This window comes from Serratia sp. HNCC26DJ244 (assembly GCF_057180565.1).
In genome coordinates, this window is the sequence record NZ_JBXUGO010000005.1 from 95,336 (window position 1) to 119,274 (window position 23,939).

The following is a 23,939-nucleotide window of genomic DNA, read 5'->3' on the forward strand; positions in this document are numbered from 1 at the left end:
ATTACTCAGCTTTAACAATGGTGTATTTGCCTTGCTGCAGCGCATGGCGCCGCCAGAAGATCAGCACCAGCGTGGAGATTACCGTGCCAATCAGTGCCGCCCCAAACCAAATGGCTGCTGACAGCAAGCCCCCCAGGCCATTGTCATGCAATAAGAATAACGAGAAGATCCCGGCGCCCGGCGTTGATAAGCCAATGCCCATTCCACCAACAATCGCCCCCGTGACCATTGAACCCACCAGGAAGGAACCAATCACCCGCAGTGGATCTTCAATCGCCATTGGGATCGCCCCCTCGGTGATCCCGGCCAGGCCGAGCAGCCAGGTGGATTTCCCGGTCTCAATTTCAAACTGTTGGAACAGACGTGGGGCCAGCAGAGTAGAAGCAGTCACCGTGAAAGCGGAAACCATCTTGACTGCGCCAAAAATCGCATAGGGGCCGAACACACCATTAGCCATTGCCCCCAGGCAGAACGCATAGGCGGCTTTATTCACTGGGCCACCCAGATCAAAGGAACACATAAAGCCAAGAATAGCCCCCAGCACCAACGCATTGGCACCCGACAAGCTATTGAGCCAAGCGGTCAGGCTGTTGTTCAGCCAAGCTACCGGTTGACCAATCACAAACAGCATCAGGCTACCTGCCACTAAGGTGCCGATCACCGGATACAGGTAAAATGTCAGGAAGCCATTAAAGTTAGGGCTAAGGCGCACATTGTTCTTCACCCAACGCATCAAGTAACCGGCAATCAGGCCCCCCACCACACCACCGAGGAAACCGGAACCGATCATGTTGGCGGCTAACCCGGCGGCAAAACCCGGTCCTAATGCCGGTTTATCCGCCAATGAATAGGCGGTATACGCTGACAGCACCGGCACCATCAAGATCCCCAGCATGCCACCGCCCAATTTGCGGTACATCCACAGCCAGGAGTTCTCTTGGTCGAACAGATGTTGCAGGCCGAGCATTTGTGCCAGTAATACTGACACCGCTAACACGGTACCCCCGGCAACGATCAGCGGCACCGCAAACGAGATGCCGCTCAACAAAGCCTGTTTCAGTTCAGTCTTAACACTGGGTTTCTTTACTGGTGCTGCGCTTTGCTGAACCCGAGGGGCATCTTTCGCCTGTTCACCAGCAGCCAACGCCTGCTGTAAAATACGTTCAGCATGTTTAATCGGTTCCGCCACTGGCGTTTCAATACGCGGAATACCGTTAAAACGTTCTACTTCTTTAATCGCCACTTCGGCGGCAAATACGCAGGCTGTGGCCTGATTGAGTTGTTCAGCGGTCAACCGCCCTTCGATACCATTGGCACCTTGTTTCTCAACATAGACATTGATGCCCAGTTTACGCCCGGCTTTCTCAAGATATTCCGCTGCCATATAGGTGTGGGCGATACCCGCTGGGCAGGCAGTGACGCACACCACGGTTGGCCGAGACTGATCTTGCGGTTTCTCTTCTGCTTCCGGGGCACCGCCCGCCAACAAAGCCAGCAACTGCTCTGGGGTTGTCGCTTGCAGCACCGCTTCACGCACATCATCATCCACCAGCGCGGTCGTCAGGCTGGTCAATAACTGCATATGGGTGGAACCGGCTTGATCTTCAGGGATCGCCAACAGAAAGATCAGGTTGACGCTTTCCGGGCCATCAATCCCTTCCCATTGCAGTGGTTCTTTCAGTGTGGCAACAGCAAATGCGGCTTCTTTTACCGCCTTGCTTTTGCCGTGCGGTACCGCCAAGCCTTCACCCAGTGCAGTGGGGCCTTGTGCTTCACGCGCCAATACCGCTTGTAGGAAAGCGTCTTTATCATACAACTTGCCTTGATCTGCCAATTGATCAGCAAGTTGCTGGATAGCCTGATCACGTCCCGCAAATACCGTTTGCAGGTTTATCAGACTGGGATGGGTCAGGCTGCTCAGGTTCATCGTTATCCTCAGATTGGTTATCTTCACTCAGGTGCCGAGGCCGTTCCCTCGGCAAAATATGGCTCTATGATAATCATTGTTATAATACCATTTTGTGATCTATTTCAAATCAACACAATTTTTGTATTATATTTGTATCATATAACTTGGAGTGAAATGATAACAACTGCACAAATTATGGTGTTATCTGTTTTTTTATCCGCTCACGAAAGCTAGAATGCAGGCAGATCGTCACACAACCCCAGGGATACCCGCGCTGTGAGTAAAAAACCCATCTATCGCCAGATTGCCGATACCCTGCGTAAACAAGTTGCTGATGGTGAACTGCAACCCGGTGCAGCACTGCCGACGGAAGCCCAGATGCGTGAACAATATGGGGTTAGCCGAGTCACGGTGCGCCAGGCGTTGAAATTACTCACTGAAGAGCAAGTAATTGAAAGTATTCAGGGTAGTGGCTGGTATGTAAAAGAAGAAAAGGTCAATTACGACATCTACCAGCTCACCAGTTTTTATGAAAAGTTGGCTGACCGTAATGTGGAAACTCACAGCGAAGTACTCGCCTTTGAAGTGGCAAAAGCCAGCCCAACCATCGCCGAAGCACTACGTTTAACCACCGAAGACAAAGTGTATTACGTCAAGCGAGTGCGCTATATCAAACAAAAACCAGTCACACTGGAAGAAACCTGGATGCCGCTGGCACTCTTCCCCGACCTCAGTTACGAAGTGATGGAAAAATCAAAATACCATTACATTGAGCAGGTGAAAAAGCGGGTGATTGAGCGTAGTGAGCAGGAGATTATTCCCGTGATGCCCAGTGAAGATGTGGTTAACGCCCTCTGCATTGACCCACAAAAACCGATCCTGGAGAAAGTATCTACTGGCTTTCTTGACGACGGCACCGTGTTCGAATTCAGCCGCAACTTCTTTAAGAGTGATGATTACAAATTTACGCTAGTGGCAAAACGTGGGCGCTAACAGCGTGGCTTCTCTTATTGCTGGGTGTGCCAAAATTGAATATACGTACCATTACTCTATAAGCCAAAGCAGGATGGCGGTTCTAATGATTTGCCATCTCCCACTTTATTAGAGAGCTGACCTTTGGCTGGTGTAATCAGGGCAGACACAAAGGTCTGCCCTACCAAATAGCAACACGGATGAACCAAGGTCTAATCCCCTCAGCCCAAAGGGTCACCCTTTAATATCAGTTCACTTTAACTGGCATACCCAAGCGCGCTTTCATCGCAGTGTCGACTTCGCTTTGGTTGACAGCCGGATCCATCAATACTTTCTCCACAGGGGCTGTAATCGTCAGCGGGACAGGATCTTTCGACTTAATCTGTTCTTCGTTAGCCGATAACGGGTTATGTACTTCCACGTAGCGTGAGCCATCTGGCTCCACAGACACTTTTATCGGTTCATTGATAAACTGCACGCGGGTACCTACCGGCACCTTGTTAAATAAGTATTTGATATCGTCAGATCTCAAACGTACACAACCGTGGCTTACGCGTAAGCCAATACCAAAGTTGGCGTTAGTGCCGTGGATGGCATACAAACGGCCAATATACAGTGCATGCAAGCCCATCGGGTTGTCTGGACCCGCCGGGACGACAGCAGGCAGGATCTCACCTTCAGCCGCATACTCTGCGCGCATTTTCGCGGTTGGCGTCCAGGTTGGCCCTGCTTTCTTGCGCTGTACCGTGGTCACCCAATCCTTCGGGGTATCTGTACCCAACTGACCAATACCTATCGGTAATACTACTACGGTATTACTGCCTTTAGGGAAGTAATACAGGCGCATTTCCGCGCTGTTGATAATAATGCCTTCTCTAGGGGTATCCGGTAGCAGCAATTGCTGTGGAATCACCAGCTTACTACCAGGCCTTGGCAAAAAGGGATCAACCCCTGGGTTCGCTTCCAGAATATTACTAAACCCCATCTGATACTCAGCCGCGAAGCTCTCCAGCGGCAGTTTGCTATCTGCAGGAATCGTAATTTCAATATTCTCACCGATAAGGCGGCTTCCCTTGGCGGGTAACGGGTATACAACAGCGGATGCTGCCTGGCTGAACACAGTCAGGGCAGTAAACAGGGTTAATAACGCGCGAATGCTCATTTTCATCTTCGTAATTAGAGTGGTGGCCATGTTAGCTATTAAAAGTCTATACACGGGTTCTTTCAAGTTGAGGCCAGAATACTACCCTTGTCACCGTGGTAACTGTACCCCCGATTGAGGGATGGATAAGCCAAATAACAGAGGAAAGCCAGCTTCCCTGCAGCTTGAAAGACAACGAGTATATGTCGTCTCCGATCAAATGTGACCGGACGCGCATTATATGTGCACTTGGTAGCAAGAGGGAAATATTACTCGCGTAAACTCCCCTCTTTTTTGGCGCCCAATAGCGCCACTACCGAGAATTGTTTCTCCCCACATCGCCTTTGTTAAGGGTTGTTACTCAAAAACCATGGCGGTACAACACTGAACCCGCCCATTTCCCCTCTTGATTCAACGCTAATAAAGAGCAATTGTCGCCATCACGCCACTTTCACCGACTTGCTCGCGTCATAAAAATGTCATCAAAAGCTGTTAATTAATGAGCCCGCCAATCTATCGGGCTATTAGGGATGACCCATAATGTCAAAAAAAACAGCACTATCTGCACTGTCTATCGCCATACTGCTTTCGCTCAACACGGCTTGGGCCATTGAAGCCAGGACTATACAAGCAACAGAGTTGATCTCGGGGTTCAGCCTGCTGAATAACAGCACTGCAGGGCAGAGGGTATTAAATGACAACCTCAATACGTCAATCGCCACCAATAACAACGCCTCTGATGCTGTGCGTGCCAGAGCCATCAGCGATAACACCATTGCGGCACTGATTGGCTCAATCAGCAACGGTTTACTGGTGGCAAATGCCCTTGGTCCAAAGATGTATGGCACTTTCGCTTCCGCTAACAGCATCAATGCCGCTAATTATACCGCCACCACCTTCTCTAAGAATTTCGAAGCGCTATTCTCACAAGTTAATGCGCTCATTCAGGTCGATTCCAGCTTTGCCAAAAACTACTATGCCAATGGCAGTGCCAATGGTAACCCCGCTCAGCTCGCCACGGGCATTAGTCTGCCAGCCGGTGGGGTCTATAACGTTTATGACTTGGCTTACCATCCTTCTGAAGCCAACCGTAATACCATTGGCGACTCCCGCCCTGTCCAGGTCGCCCCCGATAGCATCGACACGTTCAGTGCGCCTGATTTCTTCGGCGTTGAAACCGACTCGGCAGTGGCCATCATCCCCACGCTTAAAAGCAATGCGGCGTTTCCGAGTGGGCACGCCGCCTTTGGTTTTGCCAGTACGTTGCTGTTTGCTGAAATGGTGCCAGAGCGCTTCCAGGAATTCCTGTTACGGGGTTCGGAATATGGCAATAGCCGTATGGTACTGGGTGCCCACTATGCATTGGATGTGATTGGCGCACGGATCATGACCACCTACGCATTAGCACAAATACTGAACAATAACCCTGATTATTTGGGGCAAAATATTGCCAGCATTCTCGGGGCCCCGATGGTCACCACCAATGACTTCCAAGGGTTGATGCAAGCAGCTCAAACTGATTTACGCAGCCTGTTGGAACAGGGTTGTCAGAGCACCCTTGCCGAATGCTCCGCCGCAGACCAAGCACAACGCCAGGCTATAGCTGCGCAAAACAAAGCCGATTATCGTTACCGTATGACTTACGGCTTGGCAGTGATAGGTCCAACCGACCTTGCCCCGGTGGTGCCAGAAGGCGCTGAGGTGCTAATTGCCAGCCGTTTCCCTTACCTCACCGCTGAACAGCGGCGCGATGTGCTGGCCACCACCGAGATAGAATCCGGTCATGCTCTTGATGATGGCTCCGGTTGGGCCAGGATTAATCTCTACGATGCCGCGGATGGTTACGGTGCCTTTAACGGTAATATCACGGTGAATATGGATGCCAACCAAGGCGGGTTCAGCGCCTATGATGTTTGGGCCAATGATATTGCCGGTAACGGTAACTTTGTCAAAAACGGTTCAGGGGTACTCGAATTCACCGGTAACAATAGTTTCTCCGGCCCAACAACCGTGGCAGGTGGTACGCTGATCATCAATGGCTACTATGGGAACTCTGCGGTCACTGTTGATAATGGAGCTTTGCTGGGTGGTTCGGGTACGGTTGGCGCATTAACCGCGCAATCCGGTGCCATTATCGCACCAGGCAATTCCATTGGCACTTTGCAGGTAGCCAATAGTGTCACCTTCCAGCCGGGGGCTCGCTATGCGGTAGAAATTGCCACTGATGGCCGCAGTGACCAAATCCAAAGCCAAGGCATGGCCATACTAAAAGGTGCGGATGTGCTGGTCTCGCTCGAACACAGTGGCAACCTGCTTAGCCAAAATGAGGTCCACAGTCTACTGGGTCACCAATACACCATTTTAAGCGCACAGCTTGGGGTTCAGGGTCAGTTCGATACCGTACAACCTGACTATCTGTTCCTGGGGACCACGCTTAACTATCAACCTACCCAGGTCACCTTGAACGTGGGCCGCAACACGACCGCCTTCGCGGATATGGCATTAACGCCAAACCAGCGGGCGCTGGCTACTGCTGCGGATACCTTGCCAGCAGGCAACCCAGTTTATGAAAGCATCCTGACCAGTCAAAGCGCTTGGGAAGCACAGCAGGCCTATCGCCGCTTATCTGGGCAAATTCATGCGGATATGGCTTCAGCCCAGATCAATGACAGCCGTTACCTGCGAGATGCCTTGAATGAACGCTTGCGCCAAAGTGAAGGGCTTACCCGCTCACCAGACATTAAGGTGAATGAGGGGGGAGCTTGGGCACAATTCCTCGGGGCATGGGACCACGCCTCTGGTGACGCTAATGCGACGGGCTATCAGGCATCCACTTATGGCATCCTGATGGGGTTGGACTCCACCTTGGCACAACAATGGCAGCTTGGGGTGACCAGTGGTTATACCCGCACCTCACTCGACGGCGGCTACGGTTCCAATGCCACCAGCGACAACTACCATCTGGGGGTTTACGGCGGCAAGCAGCTTGATAACTTGGCATTGCGTGCGGGCAGCACCTATACCTGGCACCGTATCGAGACCTCACGCAACGTGAATTACGCTACTCAGTTTGATAACCCGAATGCCAATTACAGCGCTCGCACTCAACAACTGTTTGCCGAAGCAGGCTACAGCATCCAGGCGAGCACCGTGAAGCTGGAACCTTTCGCCAACCTGGCCTATATCAACTACCAAAATAACGGTATTGCCGAAAATGGCGGCGCAGCCGCGTTACACGGTGATAAGCAGCATACTGATGCCACCGCCTCAACACTCGGCATGCGTGCAGATACCCAGTTGCAAGCGGTTACCCTACGTGGTGAGTTGGGCTGGCAACACCAGTATGGTGATAGTGATCGTGGCATTGGGCTGATGTTCAGCGGTAGCAGCGTGCCATTTGTTAACAATAGCGTGCCGGTATCCCGTGATGCTGCGGTAGTGAAAGCCAACGCCGAAGTCACCGTTGGCAACAATGCAACACTCTCGTTGGGCTATGGTGGTCTGGTATCGTCAAGCCACCAGGACAACAGGGTTAATGCTGGCTTTACCTGGCATTTCTGATAGTTAAGCCTTCCGCACCGCATCTTCGCAGGAAGAGGCGGTGCAATTACGCTTTTTGGGTGATACTCAAACTCCCGGAAAATCGATTAAATACCTTTTCCCCGGGCTGATTAACTCATTACAGTACGATAAAGCAACTCATCGAGTTCACGGTCGCTGTCCGCCAGGCTGTCTGGTAACGCTTGCTGCCTGACATCCGCTGCCAGTTCCTTGGCAATAAACCCATGTATCCTCTCCCTGCGCGGGCCATATTCCGCTTCACCCGCACGCTGCTTCGACTGCAGCAACTGATGGATTTCCGCCAACAGCCGAGGTTCATCGACGGTTCCAGCCAATAGCTGGTCAAAACGCATCGGTGGTACCCCCTTGCCAGCTTCTATCCAACGCACCGCCAAGAGTGGGCGCAATACGTAAAAATATTTTTTTAGCCGTACTTGCTCCCCTTGTAGATAACCACGGAAGTTTTTCCGAGCCATCGACAAATAGTGCCAACGTGCCCGCTGGGCAGAAAACCACTGTGGGACCTGGCTGCGCAATGCCGCCACACTCTCTTGGCTCTCTTGATAGACCACCGGTGAATCCAGCCACTCGATCAACGTCGGGTTACCGCGTTTCAACAAACCTAAGGTCTTACGCCACTCCCAGCCACACACATCCAATTCCTGATCGATGGGCAGCTCTATCACATCCCGCTGTGGTTCTACGCGCAGATACCATTGCGCCTGATGAACATACAAAAAACGCACATCGTAATCACTGTCTGGGGAAGCGAATCCCCAGCCCCGGCTACCAGACTCGCAGGCATACAGCACCCGCACCTGGTAACGTTGCTCAACGTCGCGCAGTACCTGCCTGACTTTTTCACGCATGGCACTGCTAACACCATTTAATTGCTCTTCCATATTCTTATCCTTTCACGCACACCACTTGCCGCAGGGTATGAACCACTTCCACCAAGGAAGATTGTGCCGCCATCACGGCATCGATATTTTTATAAGCCATGGGGATCTCATCAATCACCTCATGGTCTTTACGGCATTCCACATGGGCTGTCGCCTGGATCTGATCAGCCACAGTAAAACGCTTTTTCGCGGCAGTACGGCTCATTACGCGCCCCGCTCCATGGCTGCAGGAACAGAAGCTTTCTTCGTTACCCAACCCGCGCACAATGAAACTTTTCGCCCCCATCGAACCGGGGATAATCCCCATCTGCCCCGCTTGCGCCGATACCGCGCCTTTACGCGTTACCCAGACCGACTCACCAAAGTGTGTCTCACGCTGCACATAGTTATGATGGCAGTTCACGGCTTCCTGCTGTGTGGTAAACGGCTTGGTTATAGTCCGCGACAACACCGCCAGTACGTGTTCCATCATCACTTCCCGGTTATGGCGGGCAAAGTCCTGCGCCCAACCCACTGCTTCCATGTAATCCTCAAAATGCGCGCTACCTTCGGCAAAGTAGGCCAGATTACGATCCGGCAAGTTAGCGATATGCTGCTGCATATCCTGTTGAGCCAGAGTGATAAACAGCGAACCAATGGCATTCCCCACACCACGAGAGCCGCTATGCAACATCACCCACACCTGCTGAGCTTCATCCAGGCAAACTTCAATAAAGTGGTTACCGGTTCCCAGGGTTCCCAAATGCAGATGGTTGTTCGTCTTCAGCAACTGTGGGTATTTATCGGTCAAGCGCTTAAAGCGCGGGGCTAATGTCGCCCAATATTTATTGACGGTTGCTGGCGGTTCCCCCCAGGCACCTTTATCTCTTTTACTGCGCGTTGACGAGCGACCATGAGGAACCGCCTGTTCAATGGCACTACGCAAGCCTGCCAGATTATCCGGCAGGTCGGCGGCGACCAAGGAAGTCCGTACCGCAATCATGCCGCAACCAATATCCACCCCCACCGCCGCAGGGATAATAGCCCCACGAGTCGGGATCACACTGCCAATGGTCGAACCTTTCCCTAAGTGCACATCCGGCATCACCGCCAGATGTTTAAAAATAAAGGGCATTTTTGCTGTATTCAGCAATTGCTCACGTGCTTCAGGCTCAACGGGTACACCTTGTGTCCACATTTTGATTGGAGCACTGTTAACTGGCGCGATTAATTGATAGTTATTTTTCATAGCGTTAGTCATCTTTTCTCTTTGATATCATCATTCCCGATCTTCACATTAGTTGCGGGAACATAAAGTCACTCTCGTTGCTTGATACATTGAAGCTTTCAGCCGAACCTATCATTACTGAACATCAACTTGAATGAACTGGTATAGATATAGCGAAAGACGTGCCAATTTCGAGTAAAACAGTGATAAAAATTTTAATGCATTGATATTTAATAAATAAAAAATCTATTATTGGTAACTGGAACCCATAACTACAAAGGTATATCTTATCCTTAAGGATAACAATTTATCTTAAGGGATAAAATGAAACGCAGAGTTGTGATTGGTGTGCTGGGAACCACACTGGATAGGCGCGGTAAACGAGAGAACCGTTGGAAAAAATGGCGCCCAACCGTCGGTGTATGCCAACAACCTGACCTCCCCATCGACCGCCTGGAACTGTTACATCAACCCCGAGACAAAGGGATGGCGCAACAGGTCGCGGAAGATATCATCGCAGTCTCGCCAACCACGCAAGTGGTATTACAACCAGTGGCACTGCAAGACCCTTGGGATTTTGAAGAGGTCTATAGCGCCTTTCTCGACTTTGCCAACCGCTACCCATTTGATACCGAAAATGAAGACTATCTGGTGCATATCACCACCGGTACTCACGTGGTACAAATCTGCTGGTTTCTGCTGACGGAGGCGCGCTATTTACCCGCAAAACTGCTGCAAACCGCCCCAGGTGAAAAAACCGAGCCGGTCTCCCCGCCGGGGCTCTATTCAATCATCGACTTGGATCTTAGCCGCTACGCAGCCCTCACCAGCCGTTTCTTGCATGAGCAACAGCGCTCAGTGTCATTTCTGAAATCCGGCATTGAAACACGGAACAGCACGTTTAATGCGCTGATTGACCAGATAGAACGGGTGGCCCTACGTTCTAATGCGCCCTTGCTACTTAACGGCCCTACCGGTGCCGGTAAGTCCTTTCTGGCAGAACGTATCTATCAACTACGCTACTCACGCCATTTAATCACAGGACGTTTTGTCGCGGTGAACTGCGCAACGTTGCGTGGCGATAATGCCATGTCGACCCTATTCGGCCATGTCAAAGGGGCATTTACCGGGGCCTTGCAAGCCCGAGCCGGCCTATTGCGTGAGGCCAACGGTGGCATGTTGTTTCTTGATGAGATTGCCGAGCTCGGGCTGGATGAGCAGGCGATGCTATTGAAAGCAATTGAAGAGAAGAAGTTTTTCCCTTTCGGTTCTGACCAGGAGGTGAGCAGCGATTTTCAATTAATCGCTGGCACCCATCGCAATCTGCGCGACTGGATTGCCCAAGGGCGTTTCCGTGAAGACTTATATGCCCGTATTAACATGTGGACTTTCGTCTTGCCCGGGCTAGCGGAGCGCCGTGAAGACATCGAGCCCAATATCGATTATGAACTACAGCGTTTTGCACGTAGCAACCAGACCCAGGTCCGTTTTGACCAAGAGGCACGGCAGCATTATCTAGCATTTGCCCGTTCTCCGCAGGCCCCCTGGCACGGCAACTTCCGTGAGCTGGGTTGTTCCATCACCCGGATGGCAACCCTGGCAGAACAGGGCCGCATCACGCGGTCATTGGTAGAAGAAGAAATCAACCGGTTGAAATTACAGTGGCAAGAGAGCAACACCGCATCACTTCCGACCCCATCACTCCCTGTCGAGCTAACCCCTATCGACCTATTTGAGCAAAGCCAGTTGGCAACCGTATTGCAGGTATGCCGTACTGCCACTTCGCTCTCAGACGCCGGACGGCAACTATTCGCCATTTCGCGCCAACAGAAGAAGCACCCGAATGATGCCGACCGCTTGCGTAAATATCTGGCCCGTTTTGGCTTGAGCTGGGATGAAATTCACAGATAGAACTGCTCTGTTTCAAGTTGCAGCCAACAGCGTGGCAACTTGAAGCAGGGTAAATAGTGAGGCTATTTCAATCCCAGATACGCTTTCGCCTCAGCCATATTATTATCGGTAATATCAATGAGTCTCGGCACTTGCCCTTTGCGATACAACAGGGCTTGCCAGCTCACTGCTTCGTCCGGTGCAGACGGTGTCTGGCGACTATCAAATATCATTCGCTGGTTTTCACCCAACGTAAAGATCAGATAGCGTTTGTCAGTACTCACTACCCGTACCTGCAGTGCTTCAAAACTCCGGGTTATCTCACTGGCATAATGAGACCAATCATCCATCATGGTAGAAAAATCCATCGCCTGTTGTGAATTCTCATCAGTGAATGTTTGTATTACTGGCTGGATCAGCACCAATTCCGTTTGATCAAGCTCAAACGTATCATCTCTAACCCCTGTTTGATCATAAGCTTTGTAGCCCGTCACTGGCATCTCGGCGGCGCCACAGCTCCCGGCGATCAGCAGTAGGCCTAAAAAAATACAGCAATACCTGTTACCCACATTAACTCCTTATGATCTTACCCAGCAATTGTGGACTCGACTGCCAATCAATAGGCAAAAAGGTGATGCCACTGACATACCCTAATACCTATCGTTCTACCACTAATTAATAGACAACAGGAAAGAATCAACGCAGTCGCATGATCGCTTATGCCCGGTCAACCTTGTTATCAGAAGTCATCATTGATCACTTTTTTGGTGTGATGCACTGAGCGTGGCATAAGCGATAAGATTTTTTCTGCATTTGCGGTATGTAGCGTCATAGATGCATGGTCAGGTGTAAAAAGCGGAACGCCTACAATGGTAGCCAGTTCAAATACCGCGCCAATTGCACACCCCATGTCCCCTTCTTCAGCACGATAAACGAGCCCACGTGAAACACCAGCACGTTCCGCCAGTTCCTCAACCGTGAGTTTACGTTCAATACGCGCAGTTCGAAGCATCAACCCTAATAGTCGTGCGGCATCGCGACTATAGCGAGAGTAGGTGCGAGTAGATGGTTTGGCCATTACATGCCTCTTTGTTTTATTAATAGAGCATTACTTATCACTATGTACTATTTATAGAAAAATAAAAATTCCTTGGTCCAATGGCAAAAATTATTTTGTTCCATAAATAGACCACTCATTCATAATAAGCTCCATTAATGGAACGTGAAATAAAACCTCGCTCTATTGATACTAGCGATGGAATCTTGCGACTGACATTGGGGATGTGAAATGAGCTAACGGCTAAACAGATCAGCATGTGAACACGTTCCAGCTCAGATAGCAGTATTGGCAACCATGATTTCACATAGCGCTGAAGCAGGTCAGTTAAGACGATTCTTAATGAACGGCGATCTTTATAGGTCGCTACTTTGCCTTATGTTTCCGCCAGTTGTTGGCATTCTCTGGTTATTGTACCATCAGTTCTCTAAGCATTAAGCGGTCAGTCAGCGCTGCTAGTCGCGTCTAATTAAACCCAATGTGTGGATAACCGTTATCAACACTTAACGACCAAGACCCGAATAGAGGAAGATAAAATGGCATTTTACGAGCATCAGGAAGAATTCGCTGGTTATAAGGTAGTCGCTTGGGAACCGGGCCATCCCTTGAAAAATCTGCATAATACCGCCTACCGTATTGGTCTTGAGTATGATGACCCCCTTAGCTTTGCTGATAAACTCCAACAGTATCTGAGCGACCCACTGGCTAACCAGACCCAGGCTCTAGTGGTTGGGCAGTGGAGCCCAGAGTCCTATGAAGAAAACTCGTCAGCTGCCGCCGACGCCCTGATAAAAGCAGCAGCACATCTCCCTCAGCTGCGCGCGCTGTTTTTCGGTGATATCACGGTTGAAGAGTGTGAAGTCAGTTGGTTGCACAATACCGATGTCAGCCCACTGATGAATGCCTACCCCGCCCTGACTCACTTCACCGTCCGTGGCGGCATCGAACTGGTATTTTCAGATCTGCGCGCCAATAATCTGACCCATTTGGTGGTTCAAAGTGGAGGGTTAAGTGGGGAGACCGTGCGCCAAATTGCCCAAGCCAAATTATCCAACCTGATACATCTAGAACTCTATTTAGGTACCGATGAGTACGGTGCCAGCTACCAACAAGATGATCTGGCGGAACTTTACCAAGGCAACAATCTGCCAGCCTTGCGCTACCTCGGTCTGCGCAACGCAGAGGACCAAGATAATATTGCCATGGCTGTCGTCAAGTCGGCCATTTTGCCGCAGTTGGAAGTATTGGATCTCTCATTGGGGACACTCAGTAATGAGGGAGGAAAGGCATTGTGCCAAGCCGCAGATGCACTCCGTCATTTGAAAAAACTCGATTTGCATCGCCACTATTTAGACGACGAGATGATGGCTCAACTTAAAGGGTTGGGCATGATCGTGGACGTTTCTGAGCAAGAAGACGCAGAAGATGACTGGCGCTTTGTCGCCATCGGTGAGTAACCCACCTTATGTTGTCTCCGAGTTCCACGTTAACTCCGCGTCAGGTGGTGGTGATAGCACCACCTGGCAGCCGACGAGTCACTGCACTGCAAAATACCCTCTCCAGGCTGAACTGGCCAGCTGCGCAAGTGATCAGTTATGCGCAGGTCATGCAGGATGGTGCCGCACTGGCACGCCAATGGGAACCCAATGTCATTTTGCGGTTGGACTCGCCAGGGGAAGACCTGGCAACCGAACGCTTATTGCTCGCGTTGGGGACGCAGGATCAGGGGGATTTATCGATAGCTCAGCTTGCGGCGTTGGATCTGGAACAGGGGCGGTTGATGCCGACTCGGCAGTGGTATCGTGGTTTTGGCCGCTTTCTGCAACATCTGCACCATCATTTACCTCCCATCGCCCACTTCCCTGGTCAATTGACCTGGCAACCAGATCAGGTCTTGGCGATGTTTGATAAGCGGGTGACACAACAACGTTTTGTTCAAGCGGGCCTACCGGTGCCTCAAGCATTGGCGGAATGTGACAGTTATGAGCAGTTGCGCAGTAATATGGTAGCGAGTGGCTGCCGCAGAGTCTTTATCAAACTGGCTCATGGCAGCAGCGCCTCTGGTACCGTCGCCCTGCAGGTCGGGCGGAAAGGGCTACTGGCATCAACGACCGTTTATATGGATAGCGTCGCTGGGGAACTGAGGTTGTATAACTCCCGCAAACAACGCCACTATCGGGATGAGCGCCAAGTAGCAGGTTTAATAGACGGTTTACTGCGCCACCATCCGTTGCAGATTGAACGTTGGCTACCCAAGATGGGCATGGAAAACCAAGCCATGGATCTCCGTGTGGTGGTCACCGCCGGTAAGGCGACTCACACACTGGTCCGGTTGGGGCGTGGTTGTATGACCAATCTGCACCTAGGGGGGGAGCGCGGTAATCTTGACCAGTTAATCGCCCGTTTGGGTGAAGAGCGCTATCGCGAGGTGTTGACTCTGGCTGAACAAGGAGCCGCTTGTTTTCCTGGCGCACTCTATGCTGGCCTGGACATCTTAATCACCACTTCCGGGCAGACGGTGTTGTTAGAGGCTAATGCCTTCGGTGACTATCACCGCCAAGTGCTATACCGTGGGCTGGATACCTATGCCACTCAACTGTTGGCGCTGCAGGAACCGCTGTAATGAAAGACCTTATCGGTAGCCACGACATCCTGTTCATCACGCTTGATAGTTTGAGGTTTGATGTCGCACAGCAGGCCCATAATGCTGGGGAAACCCCGGCGATCAGCCGTTATTTACCCGCTCAGGGCTGGCAGAAACGTCATGCGCCAGGCACCTTTACCTACCCGTCTCACCAAGCCTTTTTTGCCGGGTTCTTACCGACCCCCTGTGAGCCGGGTAAACATCACCGCTTATTTGCAGCGCAATTTTCTGGGTCGACAACCACCCATGCAACGACCTTCACTTTTGATGAAGCAGATTTACCGGCGGCCTTGAGTGCTCGTGGCTACCATACCGTTTGTATCGGTGGTGTGGGTTTCTTTAATATGCGTCCACCGCTTGGCACCCAATTCCCAGCGCTATTTCAGGAGGCTTACTGGAATCCTGGAATGGGCCCCAGTAGCCGTCAATCGACCCAACGGCAGGTCAGCAAGGCGTTAAACGTTCTCCAGGCGCTACCACCGCACCAGCCCCTGCTGTTATTTATCAATGTCAGTGCGACCCATAAACCGACGCATATCTTTACTGATGTCACGCGGGATTCGTTGGCTACGCAAAGAGCAGCATTGTCCTATGCCGATGCTCATCTGGGCCGGTTGTTCGCCACCATGGCACTACGCCGCCCCACGCTGGTGATCCTATGTGCTGATCACGGTGAGGCATTTGGCGAAGATGGATTCTTCGGCCATCGTCTGGCTCATCCCACGGTGTGGGAAGTGCCCTATGCACAGTTTATTTTGTAGGATATGTCATGTTGTCAACTAACCATCCTCTGTTAGATTCACCTTATCACTCATACACCTATGCCTATCCACATAAAACCGCCTATCGGCCGTTTAGCCCACGTTCGCTGAGTGATGTATGGCAAGAACAAAATAAACAGGCGCTGTTTTTATATCTTCATATTCCCTTTTGCGAAATGCGTTGTGATTTCTGCAATCTGTTTACCACGGTCAATGCCTCTTCAACCATAGAGACTGAGTACTTAAACGCCCTTGAGCGCCAAGCTCGGCAGACCAAGCAATCACTCGGTGACATGAAAGTGGTCCAATTGGCCATTGGTGGCGGAACACCGACTTATCTCAAACCCGCCGAATTGGAAAGAGTGTATCGGATTATCGATATCTTTAACGTCGATTATCCCCGTGTTCCTGCCAGTGTTGAAGTCAGCCCGGCAACGGCAACAGCCGATCGGTTGCATATTTTAGCCGCACACCACACCCAAAGAGTGAGTATCGGCGTACAAAGCTTTGTGGAAAGTGAAGTGAAAAGCGTCGGCCGCCCACAGCGCAACGCGAAAGTATTTCGTGCCCTAGAGGCTATTCGCCACAGCGGCATTCCGGTGTTGAATATTGATCTTATTTACGGTTTAGCTTATCAAACCCCACAAAGTTGGTTGTTGTCGCTACAAACCGCGCTGGAGTTTCAACCCGAGGAGCTATTTCTTTACCCGCTGTACGTTAGGCCGCTGACGGGTATCGGACTGTCCGGCAAGTCCTGGGATGATGAACGTTTTGAGCTTTATCAGCGTGGGCGTGACTATTTGCTGGCGCACGGTTATCAGCAGGTCAGTATGCGCATGTTCCGCCGTTCCGCTAGCCTCGCAGGACAAGGGGAGTATTGCTGCCAGAATGACGGAATGCTCGGGTTGGGTTGCGGAGCCCGTTCCTATACCCATGAACTGCACTATTCCAGCGAATACGCCGTGGGGCAGGAGAGCGTCAAGTCGATCCTGCAAGATTATATCCGCCGCAGCCCGCAAGATTTTGCCAAGGTCAACTACGGTTTCCAACTTAATCAAGATAACCAACAACGACGGTTTATTATTCAAAGCTTGCTGCACAGCAGTGGGTTGTCGTTTCCGCTGTATCGGCAACGTTTCCACAGTGATCCCCTGCAAGATTATCCTCAACTACAGTCACTGTTTGCTGCTGGTTTGGCACAACAGACCGATAAGCGCATCACGCTGACCGCACAAGGGTTGGCTTATTCAGACGCCATCGGCCCTTGGTTGTATGCCGATGAGGTCGTCCACCAGATGTCCAGCTATAAGTTAAGCTGATCATGCGTTCCCTTACTGTCTTGTACCGGGGGGTTTTAAGCAGCTGTAATTACGGTTGTGGCTACTGCCCATTTGCCAAACACCTGGAGAGCGCAGCTGAACGGCAAGCAGATCACGCCTCGTTGTTGCGCTTTACCCAATGGGCGCAGCAGCAGAGTGATCTGGCACTTAAGCTGTTTTTTACCCCCTGGGGTGAAGCGCTAGTACGCAAACATTACCAGCAGGCACTCATCACATTAAGCCAGACAGCACACATCGAAAAAGTGGTGTTTCAAACCAACCTGAGTGGTCGATTGGATTTTTTGCAGGAAGCAGAAAGAAGTAAAGTCGCCTTATGGGTGACCTATCATCCTGGCGAGGTGACGCTCGCGGATTTTTTGCGTCAAATAACTGACCTGATGGCCTACCAAGTGCGCTTTAGCGTCGGTGTTGTCGGCAAACCGTCCCACTTTGCAGCAATAACCGCCTTGCGGGCCGCATTACCGCAAGAGGTCTACTTATGGGCGAATGCCTATCGCAATGGGTCACGGTTGTATCCCTATCAGCCGGAGCAGCTTGCCTTTCTCAACCAGATAGACCCGCTGTTCAATATCAATGCGCAAGATTATCCGAGCCGTGGTAAAGCTTGTCTCACCGGGGAGCAGGTCATCAGCGTCGATCAGGACGGGACCATTCGGCGCTGCCACTTTATTGATAAACAGTTGGGGAATATCTATCAGGAAAACTACCGGGAAGTGTTGAAGCCTCGCCCTTGTTCACGCACACAGTGTTATTGCCATATCGGTTATGTCCATATGCCAGAACGGCAACTCTACCCGCTGTTTAACAATGGCATCCTGGAGAGGATCCCCCTAGCCGTACTAAGCGAAAAGTAACACCGATGATTGCTTGAGCTGGAATATTTTATCGGGAGTGCCAAAACACGGTTTTTGTGAGTCATGTCACCCTTTGGCCCTTGGCTCCCCGTGGCTGGTAACAACAGCAAAAACCACTCACTGGGCCATTCCAACCGCTCACCCGCTTATTAAACCGCTGACTGAAATTAAGATGTATTCACTTCCCTAGTGCAGTGATGATGAGCTGTTCCTAAACCTGCCCCTGACCAGGGGGAAGACGTTACACCCAATGTCCGCCAACAGGCCTGTCATTCTTGCCTGAAACATCTAATAACCGGACTTATCACTCACTATTTATTGCAGACTGGAATAAGGATACCTCAATGAAACGCGAGGGAATTTTGAAACATCTCCCATGGATGTTGCTGGGAATACTCGGGGCAGGTTGCCTGGGTGTTGTCGCATTACGCCGGGGAGAAAGTATTAGTGCATTATGGATTATCGTTGCTTCGGTAGCGGTCTATCTGGTGGCTTATCGCTACTATAGCCTGTATATCGCCACCAAAGTGATGCGCTTGGATGCCACCCGTGCAACACCTGCGGTGGTGAATAACGATGGCCTGAACTACGTACCGACCAATAAAAACGTGCTGTTCGGTCACCACTTTGCGGCCATCGCCGGTGCCGGACCACTGGTTGGCCCCGTATTGGCAGCGCAGGTGGGCTACTTGCCTGGTACCCTGTGGCTATTAGCCGGTGTGGTACTGGCGGGTGCGGTACAGGACTTTATGGTGCTGTTTATCTCCTCACGCCGCAACGGCGCCTCTCTTGGCGAGATCATTAAAAAGGAAATGGGCCCGGTCCCAGGCAGTATTGCGCTATTTGGCTGCTTCCTGATTATGATCATCATCCTGGCGGTGCTTGCGTTGATCGTGGTAAAAGCCCTGGCAGAAAGCCCATGGGGGGTATTCACCGTCTGTTCTACCGTGCCAATCGCGCTGTTTATGGGCATTTACATGCGCTACCTGCGCCCTGGCCGGGTGGGTGAAGTCTCTGTTATCGGCATCGTGTTGTTGATTGCATCCATCTGGTTTGGTGGGGTCATTGCCCACGACCCATACTGGGGCCCAGCGCTAACCTTTAAAGACACCACCATCACCTTTACGCTGATTGGTTATGCCTTTATCTCTGCCCTGCTGCCAGTATGGTTAATTCTGGCACCACGCGATTACCTGGCAACCTTCCTGAAAATCGGTGTTATCGTCGGGCTGGCGGTCGGTATTGTGATCCTCAACCCAGAGCTGAAAATGCCTGCGGTAACACAATTCGTTGATGGCACCGGTCCGGTATGGAAAGGGACCCTGTTCCCATTCCTGTTTATTACCATTGCCTGTGGTGCCGTTTCCGGCTTCCACGCATTGATCGCCTCCGGGACCACACCAAAATTGCTGGCCAACGAAATCGATTCCCGTTTTATCGGTTACGGTGCCATGCTGATGGAATCCTTCGTGGCTATTATGGCACTGGTCGCCGCTTCGATTATCGAACCGGGCTTGTACTTTGCCATGAACACCCCACCAGCAGCGCTGGGCATCACCATGCCTGACCTGCACCGCCTGGGTACCGCAGATGCGCCAATGATTATGGCCTCTTTGCGTGATGTGTCTGCACATGCTGCGGCCACCATCAGTTCCTGGGGCTTTGTCATCACCCCTGAACAGATCCTGCAAACCGCTGTAGACATTGGTGAACCTTCTGTTCTTAACCGTGCAGGTGGCGCGCCAACACTGGCAGTCGGTATTGCTCACGTGTTCCACCAAGTGATTCCGGGTGCCAACATGGGCTTCTGGTACCACTTCGGTATTCTGTTTGAAGCGCTGTTTATCCTTACCGCGCTGGATGCAGGTACCCGTGCTGGACGCTTTATGATGCAAGACCTGTTGGGGAATTTCTTACCTTTCCTGAAGAAAACCGACTCACTGGTTGCTGGTATTGTCGGTACCGCAGGTTGTGTTGGCTTGTGGGGTTACCTGTTGTATCAAGGTGTGGTGGATCCACTGGGCGGCGTTAAGAGCCTGTGGCCGCTGTTCGGCATCTCTAACCAGATGTTGGCTACCGTGGCGTTGGTCTTGGGTACTGTAGTGCTGATCAAGATGAAGCGTGCCAAGTATATTTGGGTTACGGTGATCCCTGCAGCCTGGTTGCTGATCGTTACTACTTATGCGCTGGGTCTGAAACTGTTCAGTGATAATCCAAAACTGGAAGGTTTCCTCTTCTTGGCTAAAGAGTACAAGCGCAAAATCGCCGAAGGTGGCGCTGACCTGACGGTAAAACAGATTGCCGATATGAACCATATCGTGATAAACAACTACACCAACGCGGGCTTGAGCATTCTGTTCCTGTTGGTGGTTTACAGTATCTTGGTTTATGGCATCAAAACCGCCATCGCGGCGCACAAAAATCCGAACCGTACCGACCAGGAAACGCCTTATGTGCCGATCCCAGAAGGTGGCGTGAAAATTTCTTCGCACCACTGATAATGATTTAAACGATACCCGATAGCATAAACATTAATTACGCCCCGTTTGTCCTGACCGCCATGGTTAGGGTAAATGGGGTATCATCAATGCGTCGGGTATTTTTTGTGGAGCTAACTCATGTTCGGAAACCTCGGCCAGGCGGGTAAATATCTCGGCCAGGCAGCACGTATGTTAATTGGTGTGCCTGACTACGATACCTACGTCCAGCATATGAAAGACAACCACCCAGACAAGCCGGCGATGACCTATGAGGAGTTCTTCCGTGAACGCCAAGATGCTCGCTACGGGGGTGATGGCAAAGGCGGTATGCGCTGCTGCTAACCCAGTGAGTCAAAAGGACCCATCATGAAACCCATCGCAGTCACCATCCTGACTGGTTTTTTAGGCGCGGGTAAAACTACCCTGTTACGCCACATTCTCAATGAAAATCACGGTTACCAAATTGCGGTTATCGAAAATGAATTCGGTGAAGTGCCGATTGATAACGCACTGATTGGCGACCGCGCCAGCCGCATTACCACACTGAGCAACGGTTGTATCTGCTGCAGTAAAGCCAACGAACTGGCAGATGCCCTGCTGGATCTGCTTGATGGTGTTGACCAAGGCAAATTGACGTTTGACCGGCTGATCATTGAATGCACCGGCATGGCCGACCCAGGGCCGATCACCCAAACGTTCTTCTCGCACCCGGTTATCTGTCAACGCTTCCTGTTAGATGGCATTATCACGCTGGTGGATGCAGTACATGCTGATCAGCAGCTTAACCAGTTCACTATTTCACAAGCGCAAGTCGGCTATGCAGACCGCATTCTGCTGACCAAAACCGATGTAGCGACAGATAACGACGCACTGATCCAGCGCTTACAGTTAATGAACGCCCGTGCGCCTATTTATAAAGCCACCCACGGTGACATTGACCTCAGCCTACTGTTCGACATTGAAGGTTTTGTGCTAAATGACAAACTTAATGTCACCCCGCCGACCCCACTGTTCCGCCGTATTCCGCAACCACAAAACAATATTCAATCGATTGTGGTGTATCACCAACAACCCCTGGAGCTGATGCAGGTCTCCGAGGTGATGGAAGGTCTACTGCTCAAATTCGCCGATAATCTGCTGCGCTATAAAGGCATTTTGTCGATCAAAGATGAACCACGCCGCCTGCTATTTCAGGGCGTGCAACGTCTGTATAACGCGGATTGGGATCGTGAGTGGTTACCGGAAGAAGAGCGTAAAAGCACGCTGGTGTTTATCGGTATCGATTTGCCGGAAGAAGAGATCCGTGCCGGATTTGCCGCACTGGAGTGACCCTATTGATTATGTGTTGTTAACCAACCGTCCTGCTTGATCAGACTTAAGAATAACCTCGCCTTATCACAGGCTAGCTGTTGTCTCTCCGGTACTTTATAGTCGCCAAAGGTAACCACCCCATTGACTACCGGAGAGACCTATGGTGACAGCGATATCCATCAAACTTGACGATGACCTGAAAAATCGCCTCCAACACTTGGCCAAATCTCGTCGCCGTTCTGCGCATTGGCTGATGCGCGAGGCGATTACACAATATGTTGAGCGTGAAGAGAAACGCGAAACCTATTTACGTGATGCACACAATGCCTGGGACGAATACCAGAGAACAGGCCTTCACCTCACCCAGGAAGAGGCCGACAATTGGCTGGCACAATTGGAGGCAGGTCAGGATGTGGAGCCGCCGGAATGCCACCACTGAACTGGACACCGCAAGCGCTGGCTGGTCATAAATAACAGAACCGTCGGATAAGACAAGCCGTTGTACTCGGTATCTACAACAATAAAAAAAATATATAGTTTGTTCTCTTCTGATAAATTTTAAAGGACGCTAAGTTTTGAAATACGCATCGGTGCCGTTAAACCAAAACCAAAATGGTTGGCTGAAAGAAAACACCTTGCCGAGCGCCTTCCCTCCGCTGATTGGTGATGCAGAAGCAGACTGGGTGGTGGTCGGTTCAGGCTTTGCGGGTGTCTCATTTGCCAGAAGGTTGGCCAGTCATCGCCCTGAACTGAAAATTATCGTTATCGATGCTGATTGTGCCGCTGAAAGCTCATCCGCCAGAAATTCAGGGTTTATTATTGGCCTCCCCCATAATATCGGCAGTTCAACCGCCGAACTTAAAAAAGCCCAATCTTATCGTTCCTTATTACAAGAAGGGATCAATCAATTAACTTCCTTGATTGAGCAACAGGGCATCGAGTGTGAATGGGAAAACGTCGGTAAATATCACTGCCAGGTTGATAGCAGCAATGAGCGGATATTGCAGGAATATACCGATAATCTCGATATGATGGATGAGCCTTACCAAGTATTGGTTCAAGAGGAGCTCCAGCAAAAATTAGGCAGCCGTTTTTATCATAAAGGGATCTACACCCCGAGTTCGATCCTGGTTAACCCCGCCAGCTTGATTATCGGTTTAGCCAATAACCTGCCAGAAAATGTGACTGTTTATAACCATACCCCGGTGATGCAGATCCGCCATGGTAAGGTGAAGCAGGTGGTGACGCCCTATGGCAGCATAAGAACCGCCAATATCATGCTGGCGACCAACGCCCTTTCCAGAGAACTGTCCCCGGTCACCAGCAAACAGGCAGCCATGGCGACATTTGCCAGTATCACCGCACCTTTAACCCCGGAGCAACGGCAAAAGCTGCCAGAAATGGGCAGTTGGGGGCTAACACCGGTGAACGCCATTGCCGGGGCAACATTGCGTTATACCCAGGACCACCGCTTCCTGATTCGCCAACATGTGGTTCCGGCGTTAAATGGCCGCATCACCGCCGCGCAAACCTATCAAGCCACCCTGATGCACAAAAAAATATTCAATAAGGTTTACCCGCAACTGACAGAGGTACCGCTGATTCGTACCTGGTCTGGCACCATTAGCGTCACCAGAAATGGCGCACCGGTTTGGGGAGAACTGCGAAAAGGCATATACACCGCTGGCGGCTGTAACGGGGCTGGGGTCTCTAAGCAAACCATCGCCGGCACACTCTTGGCTGATTATGCACTGGGGCATGACCACCCACTGATTGGTGCCATGCAAGAGCTGGGTAAAGCCAACTATCTGCCACCTTCACCGGTGTTGGATATCGCTATTGCGGCATCCCTGCTCAAAGAAAGAGTTTTGGGGCGCAAGGAAATTTGATTATAATCCCCGCAAGCTACA

At 51.1% G+C, this 23,939-nt stretch carries 19 protein-coding genes; 13 read left to right on the forward strand and 6 right to left on the reverse strand.

Annotated elements, in window-relative coordinates; genetic code table 11:
- Position 1: 1 nt before the first annotated feature.
- Positions 2-1,927 carry a PTS 2-O-a-mannosyl-D-glycerate transporter subunit IIABC gene (mngA, locus tag AC2A06_RS06045; RefSeq protein ID WP_484379685.1) on the reverse strand — a complete coding sequence of 642 codons (1,926 nt, stop codon included), beginning with the start codon at positions 1,925-1,927 and terminating at the stop codon, positions 2-4.
- Between the two features lie 258 nt (positions 1,928-2,185).
- Here mngA and AC2A06_RS06050 point away from each other — a divergent pair, with 258 nt between their 5' ends.
- Positions 2,186-2,902, forward strand: a complete 717-nt coding sequence (locus tag AC2A06_RS06050) for a GntR family transcriptional regulator (protein WP_484379686.1) — start codon at positions 2,186-2,188, stop codon at positions 2,900-2,902.
- A gap of 226 nt (positions 2,903-3,128) precedes the next feature.
- Here the strand turns inward: AC2A06_RS06050 and AC2A06_RS06055 are convergent, their stop codons facing one another.
- The gene (locus tag AC2A06_RS06055; RefSeq protein WP_484379687.1) at positions 3,129-4,049 is read right to left on the reverse strand and encodes a L,D-transpeptidase family protein; all 921 of its coding nucleotides are present in this window, start codon (positions 4,047-4,049) and stop codon (positions 3,129-3,131) included.
- Between the two features lie 513 nt (positions 4,050-4,562).
- On the opposite strand from AC2A06_RS06055, the gene AC2A06_RS06060 reads away from it, so the two are divergent.
- Positions 4,563-7,583 carry an autotransporter outer membrane beta-barrel domain-containing protein gene (locus AC2A06_RS06060; RefSeq protein ID WP_484379688.1) on the forward strand — a complete coding sequence of 1,007 codons (3,021 nt, stop codon included), beginning with the start codon at positions 4,563-4,565 and terminating at the stop codon, positions 7,581-7,583.
- Between the two features lie 110 nt (positions 7,584-7,693).
- Here the strand turns inward: AC2A06_RS06060 and AC2A06_RS06065 are convergent, their stop codons facing one another.
- Both AC2A06_RS06065 and AC2A06_RS06070 read right to left on the reverse strand, forming a co-directional pair.
- Positions 7,694-8,485, reverse strand: a complete 792-nt coding sequence (locus AC2A06_RS06065; protein ID WP_484379689.1) for a nucleotidyltransferase domain-containing protein — start codon at positions 8,483-8,485, stop codon at positions 7,694-7,696.
- A 4-nt stretch (positions 8,486-8,489) separates the two neighbouring features.
- Positions 8,490-9,725, reverse strand: coding sequence for an RtcB family protein (locus tag AC2A06_RS06070; RefSeq protein WP_023490342.1), 1,236 nt, complete (start codon positions 9,723-9,725; stop codon positions 8,490-8,492).
- A gap of 291 nt (positions 9,726-10,016) precedes the next feature.
- Between AC2A06_RS06070 and rtcR the strand changes: the two genes are divergently transcribed.
- A complete protein-coding gene (gene rtcR, locus AC2A06_RS06075; RefSeq protein WP_484379690.1) occupies positions 10,017-11,603 on the forward strand; it encodes an RNA repair transcriptional activator RtcR in 1,587 nt (528 codons plus the stop codon).
- 62 nt (positions 11,604-11,665) lie between these two features.
- On the opposite strand, the gene AC2A06_RS06080 is transcribed toward rtcR, so the two are convergent.
- A complete protein-coding gene (locus AC2A06_RS06080) occupies positions 11,666-12,151 on the reverse strand; it encodes a hypothetical protein (RefSeq protein ID WP_484379691.1) in 486 nt (161 codons plus the stop codon).
- A gap of 170 nt (positions 12,152-12,321) precedes the next feature.
- Positions 12,322-12,660 (reverse strand): helix-turn-helix domain-containing protein, encoded by a 339-nt coding sequence (locus tag AC2A06_RS06085; protein WP_484379692.1) that lies wholly within the window; start codon positions 12,658-12,660, stop codon positions 12,322-12,324.
- A gap of 515 nt (positions 12,661-13,175) precedes the next feature.
- Here AC2A06_RS06085 and AC2A06_RS06090 point away from each other — a divergent pair.
- The 10 genes from AC2A06_RS06090 (at position 13,176) to AC2A06_RS06135 (ending at position 23,918) form a co-directional block, all read left to right on the forward strand.
- Positions 13,176-14,096: an STM4015 family protein gene (locus AC2A06_RS06090; protein ID WP_484379693.1), complete on the forward strand. Its 921-nt coding sequence runs from the start codon at positions 13,176-13,178 to the stop codon at positions 14,094-14,096.
- An 8-nt stretch (positions 14,097-14,104) separates the two neighbouring features.
- Positions 14,105-15,262 (forward strand): STM4014 family protein, encoded by a 1,158-nt coding sequence (locus AC2A06_RS06095; protein ID WP_484379694.1) that lies wholly within the window; start codon positions 14,105-14,107, stop codon positions 15,260-15,262.
- Positions 15,262-16,044: an STM4013/SEN3800 family hydrolase gene (locus tag AC2A06_RS06100; protein ID WP_484379695.1), complete on the forward strand. Its 783-nt coding sequence runs from the start codon at positions 15,262-15,264 to the stop codon at positions 16,042-16,044. Before AC2A06_RS06095 ends, AC2A06_RS06100 begins: the two co-directional genes overlap by 1 nt.
- Before the next feature lie 8 nt (positions 16,045-16,052).
- A complete protein-coding gene (locus AC2A06_RS06105; protein WP_484379696.1) occupies positions 16,053-17,363 on the forward strand; it encodes an STM4012 family radical SAM protein in 1,311 nt (436 codons plus the stop codon).
- A 2-nt stretch (positions 17,364-17,365) separates the two neighbouring features.
- Complete coding sequence (locus AC2A06_RS06110) at positions 17,366-18,238, forward strand: STM4011 family radical SAM protein (RefSeq protein WP_484379697.1); 873 nt, start codon at positions 17,366-17,368, stop codon at positions 18,236-18,238.
- 344 nt (positions 18,239-18,582) lie between these two features.
- On the forward strand, positions 18,583-20,736 hold the full coding sequence (locus AC2A06_RS06115) for a carbon starvation CstA family protein (protein WP_484379698.1): 2,154 nt from the start codon (positions 18,583-18,585) through the stop codon (positions 20,734-20,736).
- Positions 20,737-20,856: 120 nt separating this feature from the next.
- Complete coding sequence (locus AC2A06_RS06120; RefSeq protein ID WP_023489837.1) at positions 20,857-21,060, forward strand: YbdD/YjiX family protein; 204 nt, start codon at positions 20,857-20,859, stop codon at positions 21,058-21,060.
- A gap of 24 nt (positions 21,061-21,084) precedes the next feature.
- Positions 21,085-22,047 carry a GTPase gene (yjiA, locus tag AC2A06_RS06125; RefSeq protein ID WP_023489836.1) on the forward strand — a complete coding sequence of 321 codons (963 nt, stop codon included), beginning with the start codon at positions 21,085-21,087 and terminating at the stop codon, positions 22,045-22,047.
- Between the two features lie 142 nt (positions 22,048-22,189).
- Entirely contained in the window at positions 22,190-22,468 is a 279-nt protein-coding gene (locus tag AC2A06_RS06130) for a CopG family ribbon-helix-helix protein (protein WP_484379699.1), read from the forward strand.
- 136 nt (positions 22,469-22,604) lie between these two features.
- Positions 22,605-23,918, forward strand: coding sequence for an NAD(P)/FAD-dependent oxidoreductase (locus AC2A06_RS06135; protein ID WP_484379700.1), 1,314 nt, complete (start codon positions 22,605-22,607; stop codon positions 23,916-23,918).
- The last annotated feature ends 21 nt before the right edge of the window (positions 23,919-23,939 follow it).